Source organism: Streptomyces sp. NPDC042346, assembly GCF_055581845.1.
This window is the reverse complement of the sequence record NZ_JBVJEH010000008.1, coordinates 17,810-35,320: the sequence shown is the minus strand read 5'-3', so window position 1 is coordinate 35,320 and position 17,511 is coordinate 17,810. Positions and strand designations below refer to the sequence as shown.

The following is a 17,511-nucleotide window of genomic DNA, read 5'->3' as shown; positions in this document are numbered from 1 at the left end:
TGTGCCCTTTTTCCGGAATCAGATGGGGAGAGCGATGCGCCCGATTTCGCGTACGGCCCTGGGGGCGGCGACCGCCGCCGTCCTGGCCGTCACCGCGGTCGCGCCGTCCATGGCGAATGAGCCTCAGGACGGCACGGCCGACAAGCGACCGCCGGTAGGCAGCGAGGCCTCGGCCCGCGCCGGCGACCGGACGGCCACGGTGACCCTGGTCACCGGCGACCGCGTCCTGGTCAGCCGCGACGCCGACGGGAACCCGGCGGCCACGGCGCTGCCCCGCGAGGACGGCACGGTCCCCCTCGTCCAGACCCGCCGTTCGGGCCCGGACCTGTACGTCTACCCCGAGGCCGCCACCGACGCACTCGCCGCGGGCCGCGTCGACGAGGAGCTGTTCAACGTCACCGGGCTCGTCCGCCAGGGCTACGACGACGCCGCCACCACGACGCTCCCGCTCATCGCGGTCTACGGCTCCGACGTCGCCCGCTCCGTGCCCGCCACCCCGCGCGGCGCCCGGCGCGGCCAGGTCCTCAGGACCGTCGACGGCGTCGCGCTCAAGGCCGACAAGAAGCAGGCCGCCACCTTCTGGGCCGACGTGAACACCCCGAAGGCCCGCTCCGCCGCCGGCATCGAGAAGCTCTGGCTCGACCGAAAGGTTCAGGCCACCCTGGAGCGCTCGACGAAGCAGGTCCACGCCCCCGAGGCCTGGGCCGCCGGTTACGACGGCACCGGCACCAAGGTCGCCGTCCTCGACACCGGCGCCGACACCGAGCACCCCGACCTCAAGGGCCGCGTCGTCGCCTCGGAGAACTTCACCGACTCCGACACCGCCGGCGACCGCCAGGGCCACGGCACCCACACCATCTCCACCGTCGGCGGCTCCGGCGCCGCGAGCGGCGGCAAGAAGAAGGGCGTCGCGCCCGGCGCGGAGCTCCTCAACGGCAAGGTCCTCAACGACTCCGGCTCCGGCGCCACTTCGTGGATCATCGCCGGTATGGAGTGGGCCGTCGCGCAGGGCGCCGACGTCGTCTCCATGAGCCTCGGCAACCCCACCCCCACCGACTGCACCGACCCGATGAGCGTCGCCGCCGAGGAACTCGCCCAGAACAAGGGCACGTTGTTCGTCATCGCCGCCGGAAACTCGGGCCCGACCCTCAACACGGTCTCCTCGCCCGGCTGCGCGCCCAGCGTCCTCACCGTCGGCGCCACCGACCGCGACGACTCCACCGCGTACTTCTCCAGCCGCGGCCCGACGATCGTCAACCACACCCTCAAGCCCGAGATCGCCGCGCCCGGCGTGAGCATCTCCGCGGCCGCCGCCGGCGGCCGGGGCGTGTACGCCTACCAGTCCATGTCCGGTACGTCGATGGCCACCCCGCACGTCGCGGGCGCCGCCGCCATCGTGAAGCAGCGCCACCCCGACTGGACCGCCCAGCAGATCAAGGCCGCGCTCGTCTCCTCCGCCGAGAGCGACCTTCCCGGCGACGTCCGTGAGGTCGGCGGCGGCCGCCTCGACGTCAAGGCGGCCATCGACCAGACGATCCTCGGCGCCTCCGCCGTCCAGGGCGGCACCTTCAACTGGCCGCAGGACACGACCGACCGCACCACGGTCTCCGTCCCGTACACCAACACCTCCGACGCCCCGGTCACCCTGGGCCTGGCCGTCGAGAAGGTCACCGGCAACGACGGCTCCCGCGTGCGGAGTTCGGTGGCCCGCCTCGGCAAGCGCACCGTCACCGTCCCGGCCGGAACCACCGTCCAGGTCCCGCTGGAGCTCGACCCCGACGCCCACCTGGAGCGCGCCCAGTACGGCGACGTCACCGGCCGTGTCCTCGCCACCGGCAAGGGCGGGGTCCACGTCTCCACGCCGTTCTCGCTCTACGTGGAGCCCGAGACCGTCACCCTGCGCGTCAAGCTGATCGACCGTCAGGGTGCCCCGGCCTCCGGCGCCTCCTCCCTCGACGTCATCGGCACCGACGACGCCAGCGGCGAGCGCCGCTTCAACGAGGGCGCCGCCGACCAGGTCTACCGCCTGCGCCCCGGCAGCTACTTCCTCTCCTCCTTCGTCACCACCCCCGACGCCGGGGAGGGCGCCACGCTGAACGACTCGCTCAGCTACCTCGGCCGCCCGCAGCTGGAGCTGAAGAAGGACACCACGGTCGTCCTCGACGCCCGCAAGGCCCACAAGCTGTCGGTGAAGACCGACAAGGCCACCGAACTCCGCGGCGCCACCCTCGCGTTCTCCCGCTCCTGGGACGACGTCTGGCTGCACGCCGGCACCGCCGCCGGACCGCGCACCATCCGCGGCTACTACGCCTCGGTCGAAGGCCGCGCCGACGAGGGCGACTTCGAGTTCGGCAGCTACTGGCGCGCCGCCGCCCCGCAGATCACCTCGCTCCGTACGGGCGACGGCCTGACCCTGCACCCCCTCACCGGCACCATCGGCTCCGACAACCTCGACGGCACGGGCTCCGCCCGCCTCGTCGACGCCGGAACCGGCACGCCCGCGGAGCTCAAGGCCGCCGGCGTCCAGGGCCGTATCGCCCTCGTCCGAGTGCCGGACGACTCCAACGGCGTGAGCACCCTCGCCCGTGACGCCGAGGCCGCCGGCGCCGTCGCCGCCGTCACGTACCACTCGGCCGCCGGCCGCTGGTACCCGGCCGGCGGCTTCAACGGCCTCGGCCTGCCGGTCCTCGCCGTCCCGTCCGCCGAGGCGACCGCGCTCCTGGGCAAGCTGGCGGCCGGCGAGGTCACCCTCGCCTGGCAGGCCACCGCGAAGAGCCCGTACGTCTACAGCCTCGCCTTCCCCGAGGCCGGGACGATCCGCGACGACCGGACCTACCGGGTCCGCGACCGCGAACTGGGCCGCACCGACGCCACCTACGGGTCGGCGGGCATCGCCTCCGACTTCGTGGACTTCCCGTCCGCGCGCCGTCCCGACGGGGTCCGCGTCGGCTTCGCCTCGCTGGAGGCGGTCCCGGCACCCGGCGCCCGCACCGAGTACTACTCGGCCGGTGACACGGCCTGGGAGCCGATGGTCGGCAGCAGCTTCCCGTTCGGCGAGATCATGATCGGCGCCCAGCACGCCTACACACCCGGCGAACGGCGCACCGAGAACTGGTACGACGGCGTCATCGCCCCCACCGCCCCGCGCGACGCCACGGGCGAGCCGGTCCTCGTCGCCGAGCGGCAGGGCAACCTCATCGGCTTCGCGAACGCCATGTGGGGCGACAACACCCACTACGCCGAGGCCGGTTCCTTCGGGGACATCGGCAACATCCGCCTCAGCCGCGACGGCGAGGTCCTCGGCGAGAACGGCTGGCCGTTCGGGGCGTTCGAGGTACCGTCCGAAGCCGGGACGTACACGCTCGAACAGAACACCATGAAGATCGGCAGCAAGGTGTGGGCCCGCTCCACGTCCGTCAACTCGGTGTGGAAATTCACCTCCAAGCTTGACGAGAGCGTCTATTCTCAGGGCATCCCGATTCTGTTCCCCCGGTACGACCTTCCGGAGGACGGACTCAAGACCCTCGCCGCGACCGACGGCCAGCAGATCGGCCTCACCGCGACGGGTCACGCGGGCTACACACCCGCAGCGCTCACCTCGGCCAAGCTCTCGTACTCCTACGACGGGGGTACGACCTGGACCGAAGCGCGGGTCTCTCAGCAGGGCGGCAACTGGACCGCGACCGTGAACCACACGGGCGCGACCGGCAAGCCCGTCACCCTGAAGACCGAACTGACGGACGCCAACGGCAACTCCGTCACCCAGACCGTGGTCCGCGCTTACGACGTGCGCTGATCACGACGGTCCGCCGGGCGTCCTTCCCGTGGGGGGTGGGGCCGCCCGGCGGATCACTCATTCGCAGCAACGGTTTTCCTGATGTCCGTTTTCGGGCGCCGTGCGCGGTGGACAATAAGGGCATGACTCAGCAGGGGGACAACTGGTGGGACAAGCTCTACGACGAGTCGGCGCCGGACACGGCCCCGACGGTCTCGGGTGACACACTCGACGACCACTTCGCCACGGCGCCCCGCGCCACCACGGACCCGCCGGGCCCCGGCCCGGACCCGAAACGCGAGGACCCCCGGACGGCGCCGTCGCCCGTCCCGTCCGACAGGGCGCCCTGGGAGGCCCCCGAGACGGGGCCGCGCTCCTTCCCCGGACCGCCGCCCCCGCCGCCCCCGGTCGCCCCGCCGGTCGAGACGCCCACCGTCCAGGTGCCCGTGCCCCCGGCCGACGAGGAACCGGACGCCGACCTGGACACCGGCCCCTACGGCGACCTGGACATCGGCCCGTACGGCGACCTGGACACCGGCCCGTACGGCGACCTGGACACCGGCCCCTACGGCGACCCGGACGTCGCCCCGGAGACCGGCCCCGACGCCGATCTCACCGTCCAGGTGCCCGTGCCCCGCCCCCGGGCCGCCGGCTTCGTCGGCAGCAGACCGCCGACCTACGAGGCCGAACCCACCGCCCTCCCCATCGCCCGCCCCGGCGAGCTCGCCGAACTGGTCGCCGACACCGTCCTCGACGGCGCCCGCTACGGCACCTGCACCCTGCGCGCCGCCTCCGTGCGCGGCGACTCCGCCCGCTACCGGGGGGAACCCCGCCGCGACGCCCTGCTCACCGCCCGCTTCGGCCACGACGAGGCCGCGCTCGTCCTCGTCGCCGTCGCCGCCGGCTCCCGCGCCGCCGAGGACGCCCACCTCGCCGCCGCCGACGCCTGCCAGTGGATCGCGGAAGCCGTCGGCCGCAGCCACGCCCGGCTCTCCGAGGACGTCAGGACCGGCCGCCGCGGCGACCTCAAGTCCGGACTGCACCGGCTCACCGACCGGACGTACGGCAAACTGCGGGCCCGTGCCGCCGACCGGGGCCTCGCCCCCGACGAGTACACCGCGACCCTCCGCTGCCTGCTCGTCCCCGCCGACCCCGAGTGCCGCACCCGGGTCTTCTTCGGGATCGGCGGCGGCGGCCTCTTCCGCCTCCGCGACGGCTCCTGGCAGGACATCGAACCGCTCCTGCCCGAACCCGCCGCCGTCACCGGAGCCCCGGTCGTCGGCTTCGGCTCGCCGCCCCCACCGGCGGGCGACACCGGTACCGACACCGAGGCCGAGGCCGGGACGGAGGAGGGCGACCGGCTCACCATGAACCTCGGCGTCACGACCGCGCCGGGCCCGATCGTCGAGGACCCCGTGCCGCCGCCCGCCGAACCGTTCCGCTTCCGGGCCTCCGTCGCCCGCCCCGGGGACACCCTGCTCCTCGCCTCGCCCGGTCTCGCCGAGCCGATGCGCGGCGAACCCGCCCTCGCCCGCGAACTCGCCGCCCGCTGGGCCGGCCAGGAGCCGCCCGGCCTCGCCGCCTTCCTCGCCGACACCCAGCTGAGGGTGACGGGGTACGCCGACGACCGTACGGGGGCGGCCGTCTGGGAGGCGTAACGCGCCGGGTCATGTGTTGATGGAGCCATGGCCAAACAGAACGTCGCAGAACAGTTCGTCGACATCCTCGTGCGCGCGGGCGTGAAGCGTCTGTACGGCGTGGTCGGCGACAGTCTGAACCCGGTCGTCGACGCCATCCGCCGTACCCCCGCGCTCGACTGGATCCAGGTGCGGCACGAGGAGGTGGCCGCGTTCGCCGCCGGCGCCGAGGCGCAGATCACCGGCAGCCTCGCCGCCTGCGCCGGCTCCTGCGGCCCGGGCAATCTCCACCTCATCAACGGCCTGTACGACGCCCACCGCTCGATGGCCCCGGTCCTGGCCCTCGCCTCGCACATCCCGTCCAGCGAGATCGGCCTCGGCTACTTCCAGGAGACCCACCCCGACCAGCTCTTCCGCGAGTGCAGCCACTACAGCGAGCTCATCTCCAACCCGAAGCAGATGCCCCGGCTGCTCCAGACGGCGATCCAGCACGCCATCGGCCGCAGCGGCGTCAGCGTGGTCTCGCTGCCCGGCGACATCGCCTCCCTGCCCGCCCCGGACAAGGCGGTCGAGACCGCGCTCGTCACCTCCCGCCCCACCGTCCGGCCGGGCGACGACGAGATCGACGCGCTCGTCCGGATGATCGACGCGGCCGATCGGGTGACGCTCTTCTGCGGCAGCGGCACGGCGGGCGCGCACGCCGAGGTGATGCAGTTCGCCGAGCGGATCAAGTCCCCGGTCGGCCACGCCCTCCGTGGCAAGGAGTGGATCCAGTACGACAACCCGTACGACGTCGGCATGAGCGGGCTGCTCGGCTACGGCGCCGCCTACGAGGCCACCCACGAGTGCGACCTGCTCATCCTGCTCGGCACCGACTTCCCGTACAACGCCTTCCTGCCCGACGACGTGAAGATCGTCCAGGTCGACGTCAGGCCCGAGCACCTCGGCCGGCGCTCCCGCCTCGACCTCGCCGTCTGGGGAGACGTCCGCGAGACGCTGCGCTGCGTCGTCCCGCGCGTCCGGGCCAAGACCGACCGCCGCTTCCTCGACAAGATGCTCAAGAAGCACGCCGACGCGCTCGAAGGCGTGGTCAAGGCGTACACGCGCAAGGTCGAGAAGCACGTGCCGATCCACCCCGAGTACGTCGCCTCCGTGATCGACGAACTCGCCGACGGGGACGCCGTGTTCACCGTCGACACGGGCATGTGCAACGTCTGGGCGGCCCGCTACCTCTCGCCCAACGGGCGGCGCAGGATCATCGGCTCGTTCAGCCACGGCTCGATGGCGAACGCGCTGCCGCAGGCCATCGGCGCCCAGTTCACCGACCGCAACCGGCAGGTCGTGTCGCTCTCCGGCGACGGCGGATTCTCCATGCTCATGGGCGACTTCCTCACCCTCGTCCAGTACGACCTTCCGGTGAAGGTCGTCGTCTTCAACAACTCCTCCCTCGGCATGGTCGAGTTGGAGATGCTGGTGGCCGGACTGCCCTCGTACGGGACGACGAACAAGAACCCGGACTTCGCGGCCATCGCGCGCGCCGCCGGGGCCTACGGCGTCCGCGTCGAGAAGCCCAAGCAGCTCACGAGCGCCCTCAAGGACGCCTTCAAGCACAAGGGCCCGGCCCTCGTCGACGTCGTCACCGACCCCAACGCGCTCTCCATCCCGCCCAGGATCAGCAGCGAGATGGTCACCGGCTTCGCCCTCTCCGCCAGCAAGATCGTCCTCGACGGCGGGGTGGGCCGCATGCTCCAGATGGCCCGCTCCAACCTGCGCAACGTCCCCCGGCTCTGAGCCCCCCGGCTCCGAGACCCCGGCCCGGAGTGCCGCGGCTCCGAGGGAATGCGGGCGGCCCCGTGGGGCATGCATCCCCGTGAGCCTGTTCGACGACGCGTGGGTGGGGGATATGGCCGGGGAGGCACGACAGCCGACTCAACTGCTCAGGAAGGTGGGATGCGAGGATCTCACCGCGGTGCCGGAGGTGCGACATGCCTTGCGGGAAATGCTGCGGACATGGGGCGGACCGGGCGCCTCCGACGTGGCCGAACTGCTCACCAGCGAACTGGTGACCAATGCCCTGGTCCACACCGACCACGGAGCCGTCGTGACCGCGACGGTCGTCCCCGAGCAGCTCAGGGTCGAGGTCCGGGACTACCTCCCCGGCCTGGAGTCGCCGCACGCACCGCCCGCCGACGACGGTACGCACGGCCGGGGGCTCGTCCTCGTCCAGGCCCTGGCCGACTCCTGGGGAGTCGAGGAGCACGGGGGCGGCAAGGTGGTCTGGTTCGAACTGAACGGCGGGGCCGCCTGAGAGGCGGCCCCGCCGGATTCGTGTGGTTCCCGCTCAGCCGAACTGCTGCTCCAGGTCCTTGAGTTTGCGCTCAAGGGAGTCGAGCCGGGGCAGCGTCTGGGTGTCGTCCTCGGCGGTCAGGTCCACCGTCCGGGAGTCGCCCGTGCGCGCGTCAGCGCCTTTTACGGCTTGCAGGGAGGGCCGGGGTCGAAGCGGCAGTTGTCCCGGGTCCGCTATGGCGGGCTCCGCGACGGCGGCCTGTACGGACGCCGTCGCGGAGCCGGAGCCCGCACCCGATCCGGAACCGGAACCGGCGCCCGAGCCCGTACCGGCGCTCCCCGCGGCGCCCAGTGCCGCCATCTCGACCTGCCGGTCGGTGCCGCCGCCGCGGCCGAGCCCGAAGGCGCGGTGCTGGCGGTTGATGGCCTTGAGCCGCGCCCGGTCGAGCTTGACCTGGTCGCGCCGGCGGAGCCGGTTCTGCTCCTTCTCCCGCCGGTCCTCGCGGACCTCGTCGACGGCCTCGTCCAGCGTCCGTACGTTCTCCAGGAGCATCAGCGACCAGGCCGCGAAGGTCTCCCGGGGGGCCCGCAGCCAGCGGACGATCCGGATCTGCGGCAGCGGTCGGGGCACGAGGCCCTGCTCGCGGAGTGCGGCCCTGCGGGTCTGCTTCAGCGCCCGGTCGAAGAGGACCGCCGCCGAGAGGGACATGCCCGCGAAGAACTGCGGCGCCCCGTCGTGTCCCAGGCCGCGCGGGGCGTGCACCCAGTTGAACCAGGCGGCCGCGCCGGCGAACAGCCAGACCAGGAGCCGCGAGCCGAGCGCCGCGTCACCGTGGCTGGCCTCGCGGACGGCGAGGACGGAGCAGAACATGGCGGCGCCGTCGAGGCCGAAGGGGACGAGGTACTCCCAGCCTCCGGAGAGGTTGAGGTTCTGCCGGCCGAAGCCGACGAGTCCGTGGAAGGAGAGTGCCGCCGCGACGGCGGCGCAGCAGAAGAGCAGGACGTAGGAAGCCGTTCCGTACACCGCCTCCTTGCGTCTGCGGCGCTCTTCGTTGCGCTCCCAGGAGTCCTCGGCCGCGGCCTGGTCACCGGCGCGCTTCCCGCGCGCGAGCACCGCCACCGCCGTCAGGACCCCGGCCACCATCACGCCGCCCGGAAGCAGCCAGTCCAGCGATATGTCGGTCAGTCTCATGCGGTGTCCCTTGCATCGCAGTAGGGCGTTCAGCGGCCCATATTGGCCGACCCCGTGCGGCGCTCAAGCGGTTTCGGGGCAAGAGCACGCCATCGGGGTCCCAGGGCATACGAATAGGTGCCATCTGCTCGAACACCCATGCAAGGGAAGGGGGTTGGGTTCGATTTACGCCACCCGTTCGGGTGGCGTAATCACCCGGGAGCCTCAGGCGGTCGCGGCCAGGCGACGGACGCGCTCGGTGTCGCAGGTGCGCGGGCAGGTGAGGCAGGTGTCCTCGGGGCGCAGTGTGTAGAAGAAGCAGCAGGTCGCCCGGTCGCGGGTGGCGCGCGGCGCGCCGTCCGGCCCCTCGGTCCCGGCGAGCTCGCGGAAGCCGGCCGATCCGGCGTACGGCTTGTGCTGCTTGCGGGTGACCGTGGAGCCCGGCAGGAGGAGGTCGAGCTCGGCCATCGCCCGCTCCTCCTCGCCGAGCAGGGCGCCGACGTACCAGAGGCCCTCGACGATCTCGTCCGTGGCCATGCCCCACAGGGCCCGGCGGCCGCGCTTCATCCGGGGGCCGAAACCGCCGAGGACCGCCTCGAAGTGCTCGGCGAGCGAGGCGCGCACCTCGGTCCGCAGCGCCTCCTCGTCGGCGACGACCCGGGCGCCGGGCAGGCCGGCGGCGGGGTCGTCGGGCAGGCAGGCGAACTCCTCGACGCCGACCGACATGCGGCCGAGCGCGCGCTGGAACGACACGTTCGCGACGGGCAGTCGGGGCACCCGACGGTGCAGGAACCAGGGGACGGTGACGAGGAGGCAGGCGGGCCAGGCGTAGCGGTGGAGTCCGAAGCTCGCGACGACGTCGGAGCGGGCCTGGGTGCCGTAGTCGCGCAGGACCTGGGCGTTGTCCCAGGCGAGGAAGGCGTCGAGGGCGGCTCCGCCGGCCGCGAGCTCGTCGGCGCCGACCCAGCCCGCGCCGCGGGGCAGCTGTTCGTCCCGGGCCGTTTCCTCTATCCGCAGACCGGAGAAGACCTCGGCGAGCCGGGCGTAAGAGGCCGCGACGGGCGAGGTGAGGGGTGCGGGCAACAGGGCGGGGACGGTCATGAGGCCACCGAATCGCGATCGTTAGCAGGTAAGCCTTACCTTACCCGAAACTCGATCCGCTCTCACCACCGTTCGGACCGCGCCCGCCCGCGGGACGGTCCCCGTGCCCCATATGTCGGTCCGTTCGCCTATGGTGCACAGGGGACCCGGGCGACGCGAGCCGGGCCCGGCACGAGGCCGCAGGAGGACCCGGGTGGAGCAGGGCGCAGCGCGCGAGCGGGCGACGGAGAGGTCGTACCCGCCCTTCGGCGACGCCGTACGCGTACCGGAACAGGCCCGCGGCACCGATCAGGAACAGGTTCGCGGCACCGAACAGGAACGGGCCCGCGGCGCCGAGCGGACTCGCCGCACCGAGCAGGCCCGCGGCACCGAACAGGCCCGCGGCGAGCACACGCACGGCGAACCGGCGACGACCCGCCCCGCGCCCGCGCCCGTCCCCGCCCCGCGCGTCGTCCACCGGCACTCCGTCCGCGACCAGATCCTCGAAGCCCTCCGTACCGCCCTCGTCGGTGGCGAGCTCGTGCCGGGCGAGGTGTACTCGGGACCCGCCCTCGCCGAGCGCTTCGGCGTCTCGGCCACCCCCGTCCGCGAGGCCATGCAGCGCCTCGCCGTCGAGGGGGCCGTCGAGGTCGTCCCGAACCGCGGCTTCCGCGTCACCGAGCGCACCCCGCGCGAGCTCGCCGAGCTCGCCGAGGTCCGCGCGCTCATCGAGGTCCCCGTCATGCTGCGGCTCGCCCGCACGGTCCCGGCCGCCCGCTGGGCCGAGCTCCGCCCGCTCGCCGAGGCGACCGGGGCGGCCGCCGCCCGGGGCGACCGCGCCCACTACGCCGAGACCGACCGCGCCTTCCACCGGGCGGTCCTGGCCCTCGCCGGGAACGAGCAGCTGCTCGCCGTCGCCGACGACCTCCACCGGCGCTCCCAGTGGCCGCTGATCAGCGCCCCCGCCCTCCGCCACGGCGAGCTCGTCGCCGACGCCGCCGAGCACACGGCCCTGCTCGACGCCCTGGTCGCCCAGGACCTTCCGGTCGTCCAGTCGCTCGTACGGGAGCACTTCGCCGGATCGGAGTACTGATCGCCCGGGAGGCGTCCCGCGCATTAAGGTCGGTGACGTCAGCCCGCCCGCACCGCGTCGCCCGTGAGGTGTCCCCATGCCGTCCGCGACCCCGCCCCCGGCACGGGAGGGACGCCGAGCCCTCACCGGCACGGAAGCCGAGGCCGCGGCCCTGCTCGGCTGGCTCACCGACCCGGAGGCCCCCCGGCTCTGCCTCGTGACCGGCGCACCCGGCAGCGGCAAGACGGCCCTCCTCGACTGGCTCGCCGCGTACGGCCCGCGCTCCGGCCGCCGGCGCCGCCGCACACCCCGGGTGCTCGTCCCGCTCGCCGGGCAGAGCGCGCTCGGCGCGACCTGGACGATCGCCGACCTGCTCGGGGTGGTGGCCAGGTCGCCGGACGAACTCGTCCACGCCCTCGCCACCAGCGAGGCGCGGCCCTCGGGCCGGGCCGTCCTCCTCCTCACGGACCTCCACGCCGCCGCCGAGCCCGCCGCGCTCACCGAGCTCATCGGCGAACTCGCCGGGGTGGGCCGGATCCGGCTCGCCGTCGAGGCCCGGACCGGCAGCCCGGCCCCCGACACCCTGCGCGCCGCACGCCGGGCCACGGTCGTGGACCTGGAGGGCGAGCCCGGCCCCGGCCCCGACGCCGCCGCCCCCGCGGAGCCCGTACGCCCGCTCCCCGACCTCTCCGACCCGCTCGCCGTGTGCGCCGCCGACCCGCTGCTCGTCACCACCGCGTACGTCACCGGAACCGGTGAAGGCTCCGGCGGCGGCGCCGTCGACGACCGCGGGGGGCTCAGGACCGCCTGGCTGCGCGCCGGGCAGTCGCTCTGTCGCGCACAGGAACCGGCGGAGCGGGCGCTGGTGCTCCTCGCCGCACTGGGGGACGGTGCCGACCCCCGACTGCGGCCCGCGCTGGCCGAGCTCGCCGCAGGCTCCGCCTGGCGGCTCCGCTGGTCCCGCAACCGCGGCGACCTGACACCGCCCTGGCCGGGTCCCGTCGCCGTACTCGGCGCCGCGGGCGGCCCGTTGGAGGGCACGCTGCTCGTCGGCGACCACACCGGGACCGTGCGCCTGCTCCACGAGGCCGACGCGAGTTCCGCCGGGCGCCTCCCGCACACCGTCCCCGGCCGGGTCACGGCGCTCGCGCCCGCCCCGGACGGCACGGTCCTGCTCCTGGACGACCAGGGGAGGCTCCACTCCGTCCGGGGAACGGTGCCCAGGGCCCCGTACCTGGAGCGTCTCACCGAGGCCGTCTCGAAGACCCTGGCCCGTCACCCCGGTACGGCCCTCGCGGCGATCGCGGGCTCGGTCGTGGTGGGGGACCGGCTCGGTTCGGTGCACGCCTTCGGTCTCACGGGCCTCCACCAGGCGGCCCCGCACAGCGGCCGGGTCACGGCGGTCGCCGCGGTGGAGTCCGAGACGCCGTTCGTGTGCTCCGGGGGTGCCGACGGGACGGTACGGCTCTGGACCCCGGGCCGCGACCCGCGCCCCGAACCCCTCGCGGAGCGCCGCTCCCCGGTGGTCTCCCTGCACGCGGCGGAGACCCCGCACGGCCCCCTGGTCGCCGTGGCCTGGGCCGACGGCCTCGTCGAGCTACACCGCCCGGAAGGCGGCGCGACGCTCTCCTTCCGCCCCGGCCCCCCGGTCCGCGCGGTCGCGGTCACCGGCGCGGGCGCGCTGCTCGTCGGCACCGACGAGAGCCTGATGTGCCTCGTTCCGGCATCCCGGGAGAAGGTCGTCATCCGGTCGTCCGGCGAACGGTGACCTCGGAGGGTCGCGACGGTCGATCGCGGCCGCGACGCGGCGTTGTGCCCCGCGCCGCGGCGCGGGGCACAACGCACAACACCTGAGAGAGCGTCACTTCGGCGTTCCCGCCGGTGATTTCAGGTCGCGGTCCGGGGGGTCAGCTGGGCCGATAGCCAGGTCGGGACGCCGCCGAGGAGACGGAAGAGGCGGCGTGCCTCCGCCCGCAGCCGGCCGGCCTCCGGTTCCGTCTCGGTGTCGGCGAGGGCGGTCAGGGCCGGGGCCGTGCCGACCAGATAGCCCAACTCCTCGCGGATCCGCAGCGACTCGGCGAAACCGTGCCGGGCCTCCGCCAACTCGCCCTCCCTCAGGGCGAGTCCGGCGAGATGGCGCCAGGTGGAGGAGAGCAGCAGTGAGTCCCCCTGGTCCGTCGCCCCCGCGTGCGCCCTGCGGTACGCGGCGCGGGCCGCCTGCGGGGAGTCGCCGAGGTTCTGGGCGATGAGCCCGCGCCGGAAGTCCAGCAGGGGCCGGCCCCCTGCCGAGGGGCCGATCAGCGCCGCCGCGCGCCCCAGCGCCATCCGGGCCTCGTCGGCCCGGTCCCGTACCCCGAGGAGCGTGGACGCGTAGGCGAGATAGCCGCGTTCGCAGGCGGCGGCCCCGCGCTCCTCGTCGGTGCGGGCGACCGCCTCGGCGGTCCGGAGGGCCTCCTCGGCCTCGGCCCAGCCCTGTTCGGTGTAGAGGCAGCGCTCGATCAGCAGGGCCGCCCGTTCGAGCGCGGCGGCCGGTTCGGTCGCGTACGGAGCGAGCAGTGCTGCCGCGTCCGTCCAACAACCTCGGGAGCGGAGCCGCCATATGGCGGTCTCCACGGGAGTCTCCTTGCCGTAGGCGAGGGACGGATCTTCGCCACCCCTTGATTCGGAACCAGACATGGCGGTATCCGCCACATTGCCCTCCCCGAGCGCGCCATTGAGCTGTTGAGTAGACCCGCATCTCAGCACGAAGGGCAGCACCTGGCCAAGGGGTCAGGTGAAAGAATTCACAAGAGTCCGGTGCGTGCGGACGCCGCCGTCCGGGCAGTGGCCGACAGCCCGTCAGATCGCTGTCAGGCCCGGGATCAGGCGCCGGCGCGGCCCCTCGGCCACACCGGCCGAGGGGCCGCCACCAGCCCGGATGTCACTCCGACGGACTCCACCGAAAGAGTGAATTCGCCGGATGCGGATACCCGTGGATCAGCTCATCCGGAGGGCGAGGAAGAAGTCGAGCTTGTCCTCCAGGCGGGAGAGGTCGCGACCCGTGAGCTGCTCGATCCGGCCCACCCGGTAGCGCAGCGTGTTCACGTGCAGGTGCAGCCGGGTGGCGCAGCGCGTCCAGGAGCCGTCGCAGTCGAGGAAGGCCTCCAGGGTCGGGATGAGCTCCGCGCGGTGGCGCCGGTCGTAGTCGCGCAGCGGGTCGAGCAGCCGGGCCGTGAACGCGCGACGGACGTCGTCCGGGACGAACGGCAGCAGCAGGACGTGCGAGGCGAGCTCGTGGTGGCCCGCGGCGCAGACCCGGCCCGGACGGGCCGCGGCGACCCGGCGGGCGTGCCTGGCCTCTTCCAGGGCCCCGCGCAGGCCCTCCGCGGAGTGCACGGCCGCGCTGACGCCGAGCGTGAGCCGCCCGTCGTCGGCGAGGCCGGAGGAGAGCGGGGCGCGTACGGCGGCGAGCAGCGCGTCCGCGTGCAGCCCGAGCGCGGTCGCCTGGCCCTCGTCCTCGCTGTCCGGCAGCGGTGCGGCGGCCAGCGGCACCAGCGCGATCGCCTCGTCGCCGCTGTGCGCGACGGCGATCCGGTCCGCGGACTCGGCGCCGACGGTCGCCGGGTCGACGAGGATCTCCTCCAGGAGCGCCTGGGCGACCGGGCCGCCCTCCACGGCGGTGCCCTGACCGGCCTCCTGCTCCCATTCGACGCGGGCGACGACGACCTGCCAGTGCGGGGCCGTGCCGAGCCCGGGCAGCAGCACCGGGGCCGCGACCCGCAGGCGGGCGGCGATCTCGGCGGGCGCGGCGCCCGTCTGCACCAGCTCCAGGACCTCCTGGGCGAGCCGGCGCCGTACCGTACGGGCCGCGTCGCGCCGGTCCCGCTCGACGGCGATCAGCTGGGTGACGCCCTGGAGCAGGTCCAGCCGGGCGGCGGGCCAGTCCCCGGCGTCCGCCTCGACGGCCAGCAGCCAGTCCGACAGGACCGTCTCGCGCACGTCCCGGGAGGCGGGGGCGGGGCCGCGGCCGGTGTTGCGGATCGGGAACAGCGAGTACGTGGCTCCGGCGACGCTCAGCCGGTGCGGGCCGCGCCGGCCGGTCCGGGTCGCGGCCAGGTGTTCGCCCGCAAGGGTGGCCGCGAGGCCGTTGTCGAGGGGCTCGCCCGCGCCCGCGATCTGGCGGCCGGTGGGGGAGAGGACCCAGGCGCGGAGGTCCAGGTCGGAGCCGAGCAGGTCGAGGACGACCTCCGGGCCGCCGCCCGCCGGGCCGGACGTCATGAGCCGCCGGTGCCGGTCGACGACGGCCGCCAGGTCGCCGGCCCGCTCGCCGGAGACCTGTCGAACAACGTGCTCGGTGATCGTCGCGAACGCAACGGTCTCGTTCACCGCGAAGAGTGGCAGCCGATGGCGCAAACACGCCTGTACGAGATCGTCGGGAATGTCGCCGAGCTCCGCTTCGCCCGCCGCGAGGCCGGCCACCCCGGCCGAGGCCAGGATCCGGGCGAAGGGCTCGGCGTCCTCCGGCTCCCGCAGCCAGGCCAGACCGGTGAGCACCAGCTCGCCGCCGGACAGGTACCGGCTGGGATCCTTGAGGTCAGTCGTCATCACGCCGCGGACGGTGCGGTCCAGCTCGTCCTCGCCGCCGAGCAGGCGCAGCCCCAGCGCGTCGTTCTCCAGCAGTGCGCGCAGCCGCATCGTGTCGCCGCCGTTCCTTCGAGTGGGTGGTGGTGGGTCTTGGGTCTTCGTGGTGTCGCGTTGTCGACGGTGGCGTGGTGCCACCGTTTCCAGGGGAAAACGGAGAGGTTGCCGTTCTCCGCCTTTCGTTCGAATCTACAAGACGACGACGGGCACCAGCCAACTCCTTCATGTTTTCGGTGACTGCACCCGGGCGAAGGTGGGCTTGTGTACTAGGCCACACACCGCGTTAACAGCACATGAATAAGAAAGTCGAGGGCCGGCCGTCCCCCCGGGCCCATGCGTTCGACCCCCGATCACTAGAAGCACTAGAAGAGAGCCACCATGGACTTCCTTCGCCCCGCCAGCTGGGAGGAGGCGCTCGCCGCCAAGGCCGAGCACCCCACGGCCGTGCCCATTGCGGGTGGCACCGACATCATGGTCGAGATCAACTTCGACCACCGGCGCCCCGAGTACCTCCTGGACCTGAACCGTATCGAGCTGCTGCGCGAGTGGGAGGTCGGGGAGGAGAACGTCCGCCTCGGCGCGTCCGTTCCGTACACCCAGATCATGGAGAACCTGCGGACCGAGCTCCCGGGTCTGGCGCTCGCCTCCCACACGGTCGCCTCCCCGCAGATCCGCAACCGCGGCGGCGTCGGGGGCAACCTCGGCACCGCGTCGCCCGCCGGTGACGCCCACCCGGCCCTGCTCGCCGCGGGTGCCGAGGTCGAGGTCGAGTCGGTCCGCGGCAGCCGGTTCATCCCGATCGACGAGTTCTACACGGGCGTGAAGCGCAACGCGCTCCAGCCCGACGAGCTCATCAAGACCGTCCACGTCAAGAAGGCGGACGGCCCCCAGCAGTACTCCAAGGTCGGCACCCGCAACGCGATGGTCATCGCCGTCTGCGCCTTCGGCCTGGCCCTGCACCCGGAGACCCGGACCGTGCGGACCGGCATCGGCTCCGCCGCGCCGACCCCGATCCGCGCCAAGGAGGCCGAGGCCTTCCTGAACGCGGCTCTGGAGGAGGGCGGCTTCTGGGACAACGGCAAGATCATCACCCCGTCGATCGCGAAGCAGTTCGCCGACCTCTGCTCGGGCGCCGCCAACCCGATCGACGACGTCCGAGGCACGGCCAAGTACCGCCGCCACGCCGTCGGCATCATGGCCCGCCGCCAGCTCGGCTGGACCTGGGAGCAGTACCGCGGAACCGGTCGCACGCTTGAGGGAGCTGCATAACCATGCGCGTCAATTTCACGGTCAACGGCCGTCCCCAGGAAGCCGATGACGTCTGGGAGGGCGAGTCCCTCCTCTACGTCCTGCGTGAGCGGATGGGCCTGCCCGGCTCCAAGAACGCCTGCGAGCAGGGCGAGTGCGGTTCCTGCACCGTCCGCCTCGACGGCGTGCCGGTCTGTTCCTGCCTCGTCGCCGCCGGCCAGGTCGAGGGCCGCGAGGTCGTCACCGTCGAGGGCCTCGCGGAGTTCGCCAAGGACCGCGCGGAGCACGCCGGTTGCGCCACGGGCACCTGTGGCACCTCGCTCGACGCCGCCAAGCGGTGGGAGGCGAAGCCCGGTCAGGACTCGCAGACCGGCGAGGGTGTCGAACTCTCCCCGATCCAGCAGGCGTTCATCGACGCCGGCGCCGTCCAGTGTGGCTTCTGCACCCCCGGTCTGCTGGTCGCGGCCGACGAGATGCTGGAGCGCAACCCGTCCCCGACGGACGCGGACATCCGCGAGGCGCTCTCCGGCAACCTCTGCCGCTGCACGGGTTACGAGAAGATCCTCGACGCGGTCCGCCTCGCGGCCGCTCGCCAGGAGCGTCAGGAAGAGGCGGTCTGACG

General features: G+C 73.5%; 12 protein-coding genes. 8 read left to right on the top strand and 4 right to left on the bottom strand.

Annotation, left to right across the window (positions count from 1 at the left end):
* Window positions 1–34: 34 nt before the first annotated feature.
* The 4 genes from ACZ6K0_RS28280 (at window position 35) to ACZ6K0_RS28265 (ending at window position 7,720) form a co-directional block, all read left to right on the top strand.
* Window positions 35–3,796, top strand: a complete 3,762-nt coding sequence (locus ACZ6K0_RS28280; protein WP_469232996.1) for a S8 family peptidase — start codon at window positions 35–37, stop codon at window positions 3,794–3,796.
* Between the two features lie 122 nt (window positions 3,797–3,918).
* Window positions 3,919–5,433: a protein phosphatase 2C domain-containing protein gene (locus ACZ6K0_RS28275; RefSeq protein WP_469232998.1), complete on the top strand. Its 1,515-nt coding sequence runs from the start codon at window positions 3,919–3,921 to the stop codon at window positions 5,431–5,433.
* A 27-nt stretch (window positions 5,434–5,460) separates the two neighbouring features.
* Window positions 5,461–7,203, top strand: a complete 1,743-nt coding sequence (locus tag ACZ6K0_RS28270; protein ID WP_376400617.1) for a pyruvate dehydrogenase — start codon at window positions 5,461–5,463, stop codon at window positions 7,201–7,203.
* Between the two features lie 112 nt (window positions 7,204–7,315).
* Window positions 7,316–7,720, top strand: coding sequence for an ATP-binding protein (locus ACZ6K0_RS28265; RefSeq protein WP_376401427.1), 405 nt, complete (start codon window positions 7,316–7,318; stop codon window positions 7,718–7,720).
* Window positions 7,721–7,753: 33 nt separating this feature from the next.
* Here ACZ6K0_RS28265 and ACZ6K0_RS28260 read toward each other — a convergent pair whose 3' ends face one another.
* Complete coding sequence (locus ACZ6K0_RS28260; RefSeq protein ID WP_376400614.1) at window positions 7,754–8,890, bottom strand: DUF2637 domain-containing protein; 1,137 nt, start codon at window positions 8,888–8,890, stop codon at window positions 7,754–7,756.
* A gap of 204 nt (window positions 8,891–9,094) precedes the next feature.
* Complete coding sequence (locus ACZ6K0_RS28255; protein WP_469233000.1) at window positions 9,095–9,970, bottom strand: (2Fe-2S)-binding protein; 876 nt, start codon at window positions 9,968–9,970, stop codon at window positions 9,095–9,097.
* Between the two features lie 193 nt (window positions 9,971–10,163).
* Between ACZ6K0_RS28255 and ACZ6K0_RS28250 the strand changes: the two genes are divergently transcribed.
* A complete protein-coding gene (locus ACZ6K0_RS28250) occupies window positions 10,164–11,042 on the top strand; it encodes a GntR family transcriptional regulator (RefSeq protein ID WP_376400608.1) in 879 nt (292 codons plus the stop codon).
* A 76-nt stretch (window positions 11,043–11,118) separates the two neighbouring features.
* Window positions 11,119–12,789: a hypothetical protein gene (locus ACZ6K0_RS28245; RefSeq protein ID WP_469233002.1), complete on the top strand. Its 1,671-nt coding sequence runs from the start codon at window positions 11,119–11,121 to the stop codon at window positions 12,787–12,789.
* 119 nt (window positions 12,790–12,908) lie between these two features.
* Here the strand turns inward: ACZ6K0_RS28245 and ACZ6K0_RS28240 are convergent, their stop codons facing one another.
* On the bottom strand, window positions 12,909–13,697 hold the full coding sequence (locus tag ACZ6K0_RS28240; RefSeq protein WP_376400603.1) for a hypothetical protein: 789 nt from the start codon (window positions 13,695–13,697) through the stop codon (window positions 12,909–12,911).
* 300 nt (window positions 13,698–13,997) lie between these two features.
* The gene (locus tag ACZ6K0_RS28235; protein WP_376400600.1) at window positions 13,998–15,695 is read right to left on the bottom strand and encodes a PucR family transcriptional regulator; all 1,698 of its coding nucleotides are present in this window, start codon (window positions 15,693–15,695) and stop codon (window positions 13,998–14,000) included.
* A 324-nt stretch (window positions 15,696–16,019) separates the two neighbouring features.
* Here ACZ6K0_RS28235 and ACZ6K0_RS28230 point away from each other — a divergent pair, with 324 nt between their 5' ends.
* Together ACZ6K0_RS28230 and ACZ6K0_RS28225 are read left to right on the top strand one after the other, a co-directional pair.
* Window positions 16,020–16,910 (top strand): FAD binding domain-containing protein, encoded by an 891-nt coding sequence (locus ACZ6K0_RS28230; protein ID WP_150264953.1) that lies wholly within the window; start codon window positions 16,020–16,022, stop codon window positions 16,908–16,910.
* A 2-nt stretch (window positions 16,911–16,912) separates the two neighbouring features.
* A complete protein-coding gene (locus ACZ6K0_RS28225) occupies window positions 16,913–17,509 on the top strand; it encodes a (2Fe-2S)-binding protein (RefSeq protein WP_376400597.1) in 597 nt (198 codons plus the stop codon).
* Window positions 17,510–17,511: the final 2 nt, after the last annotated feature.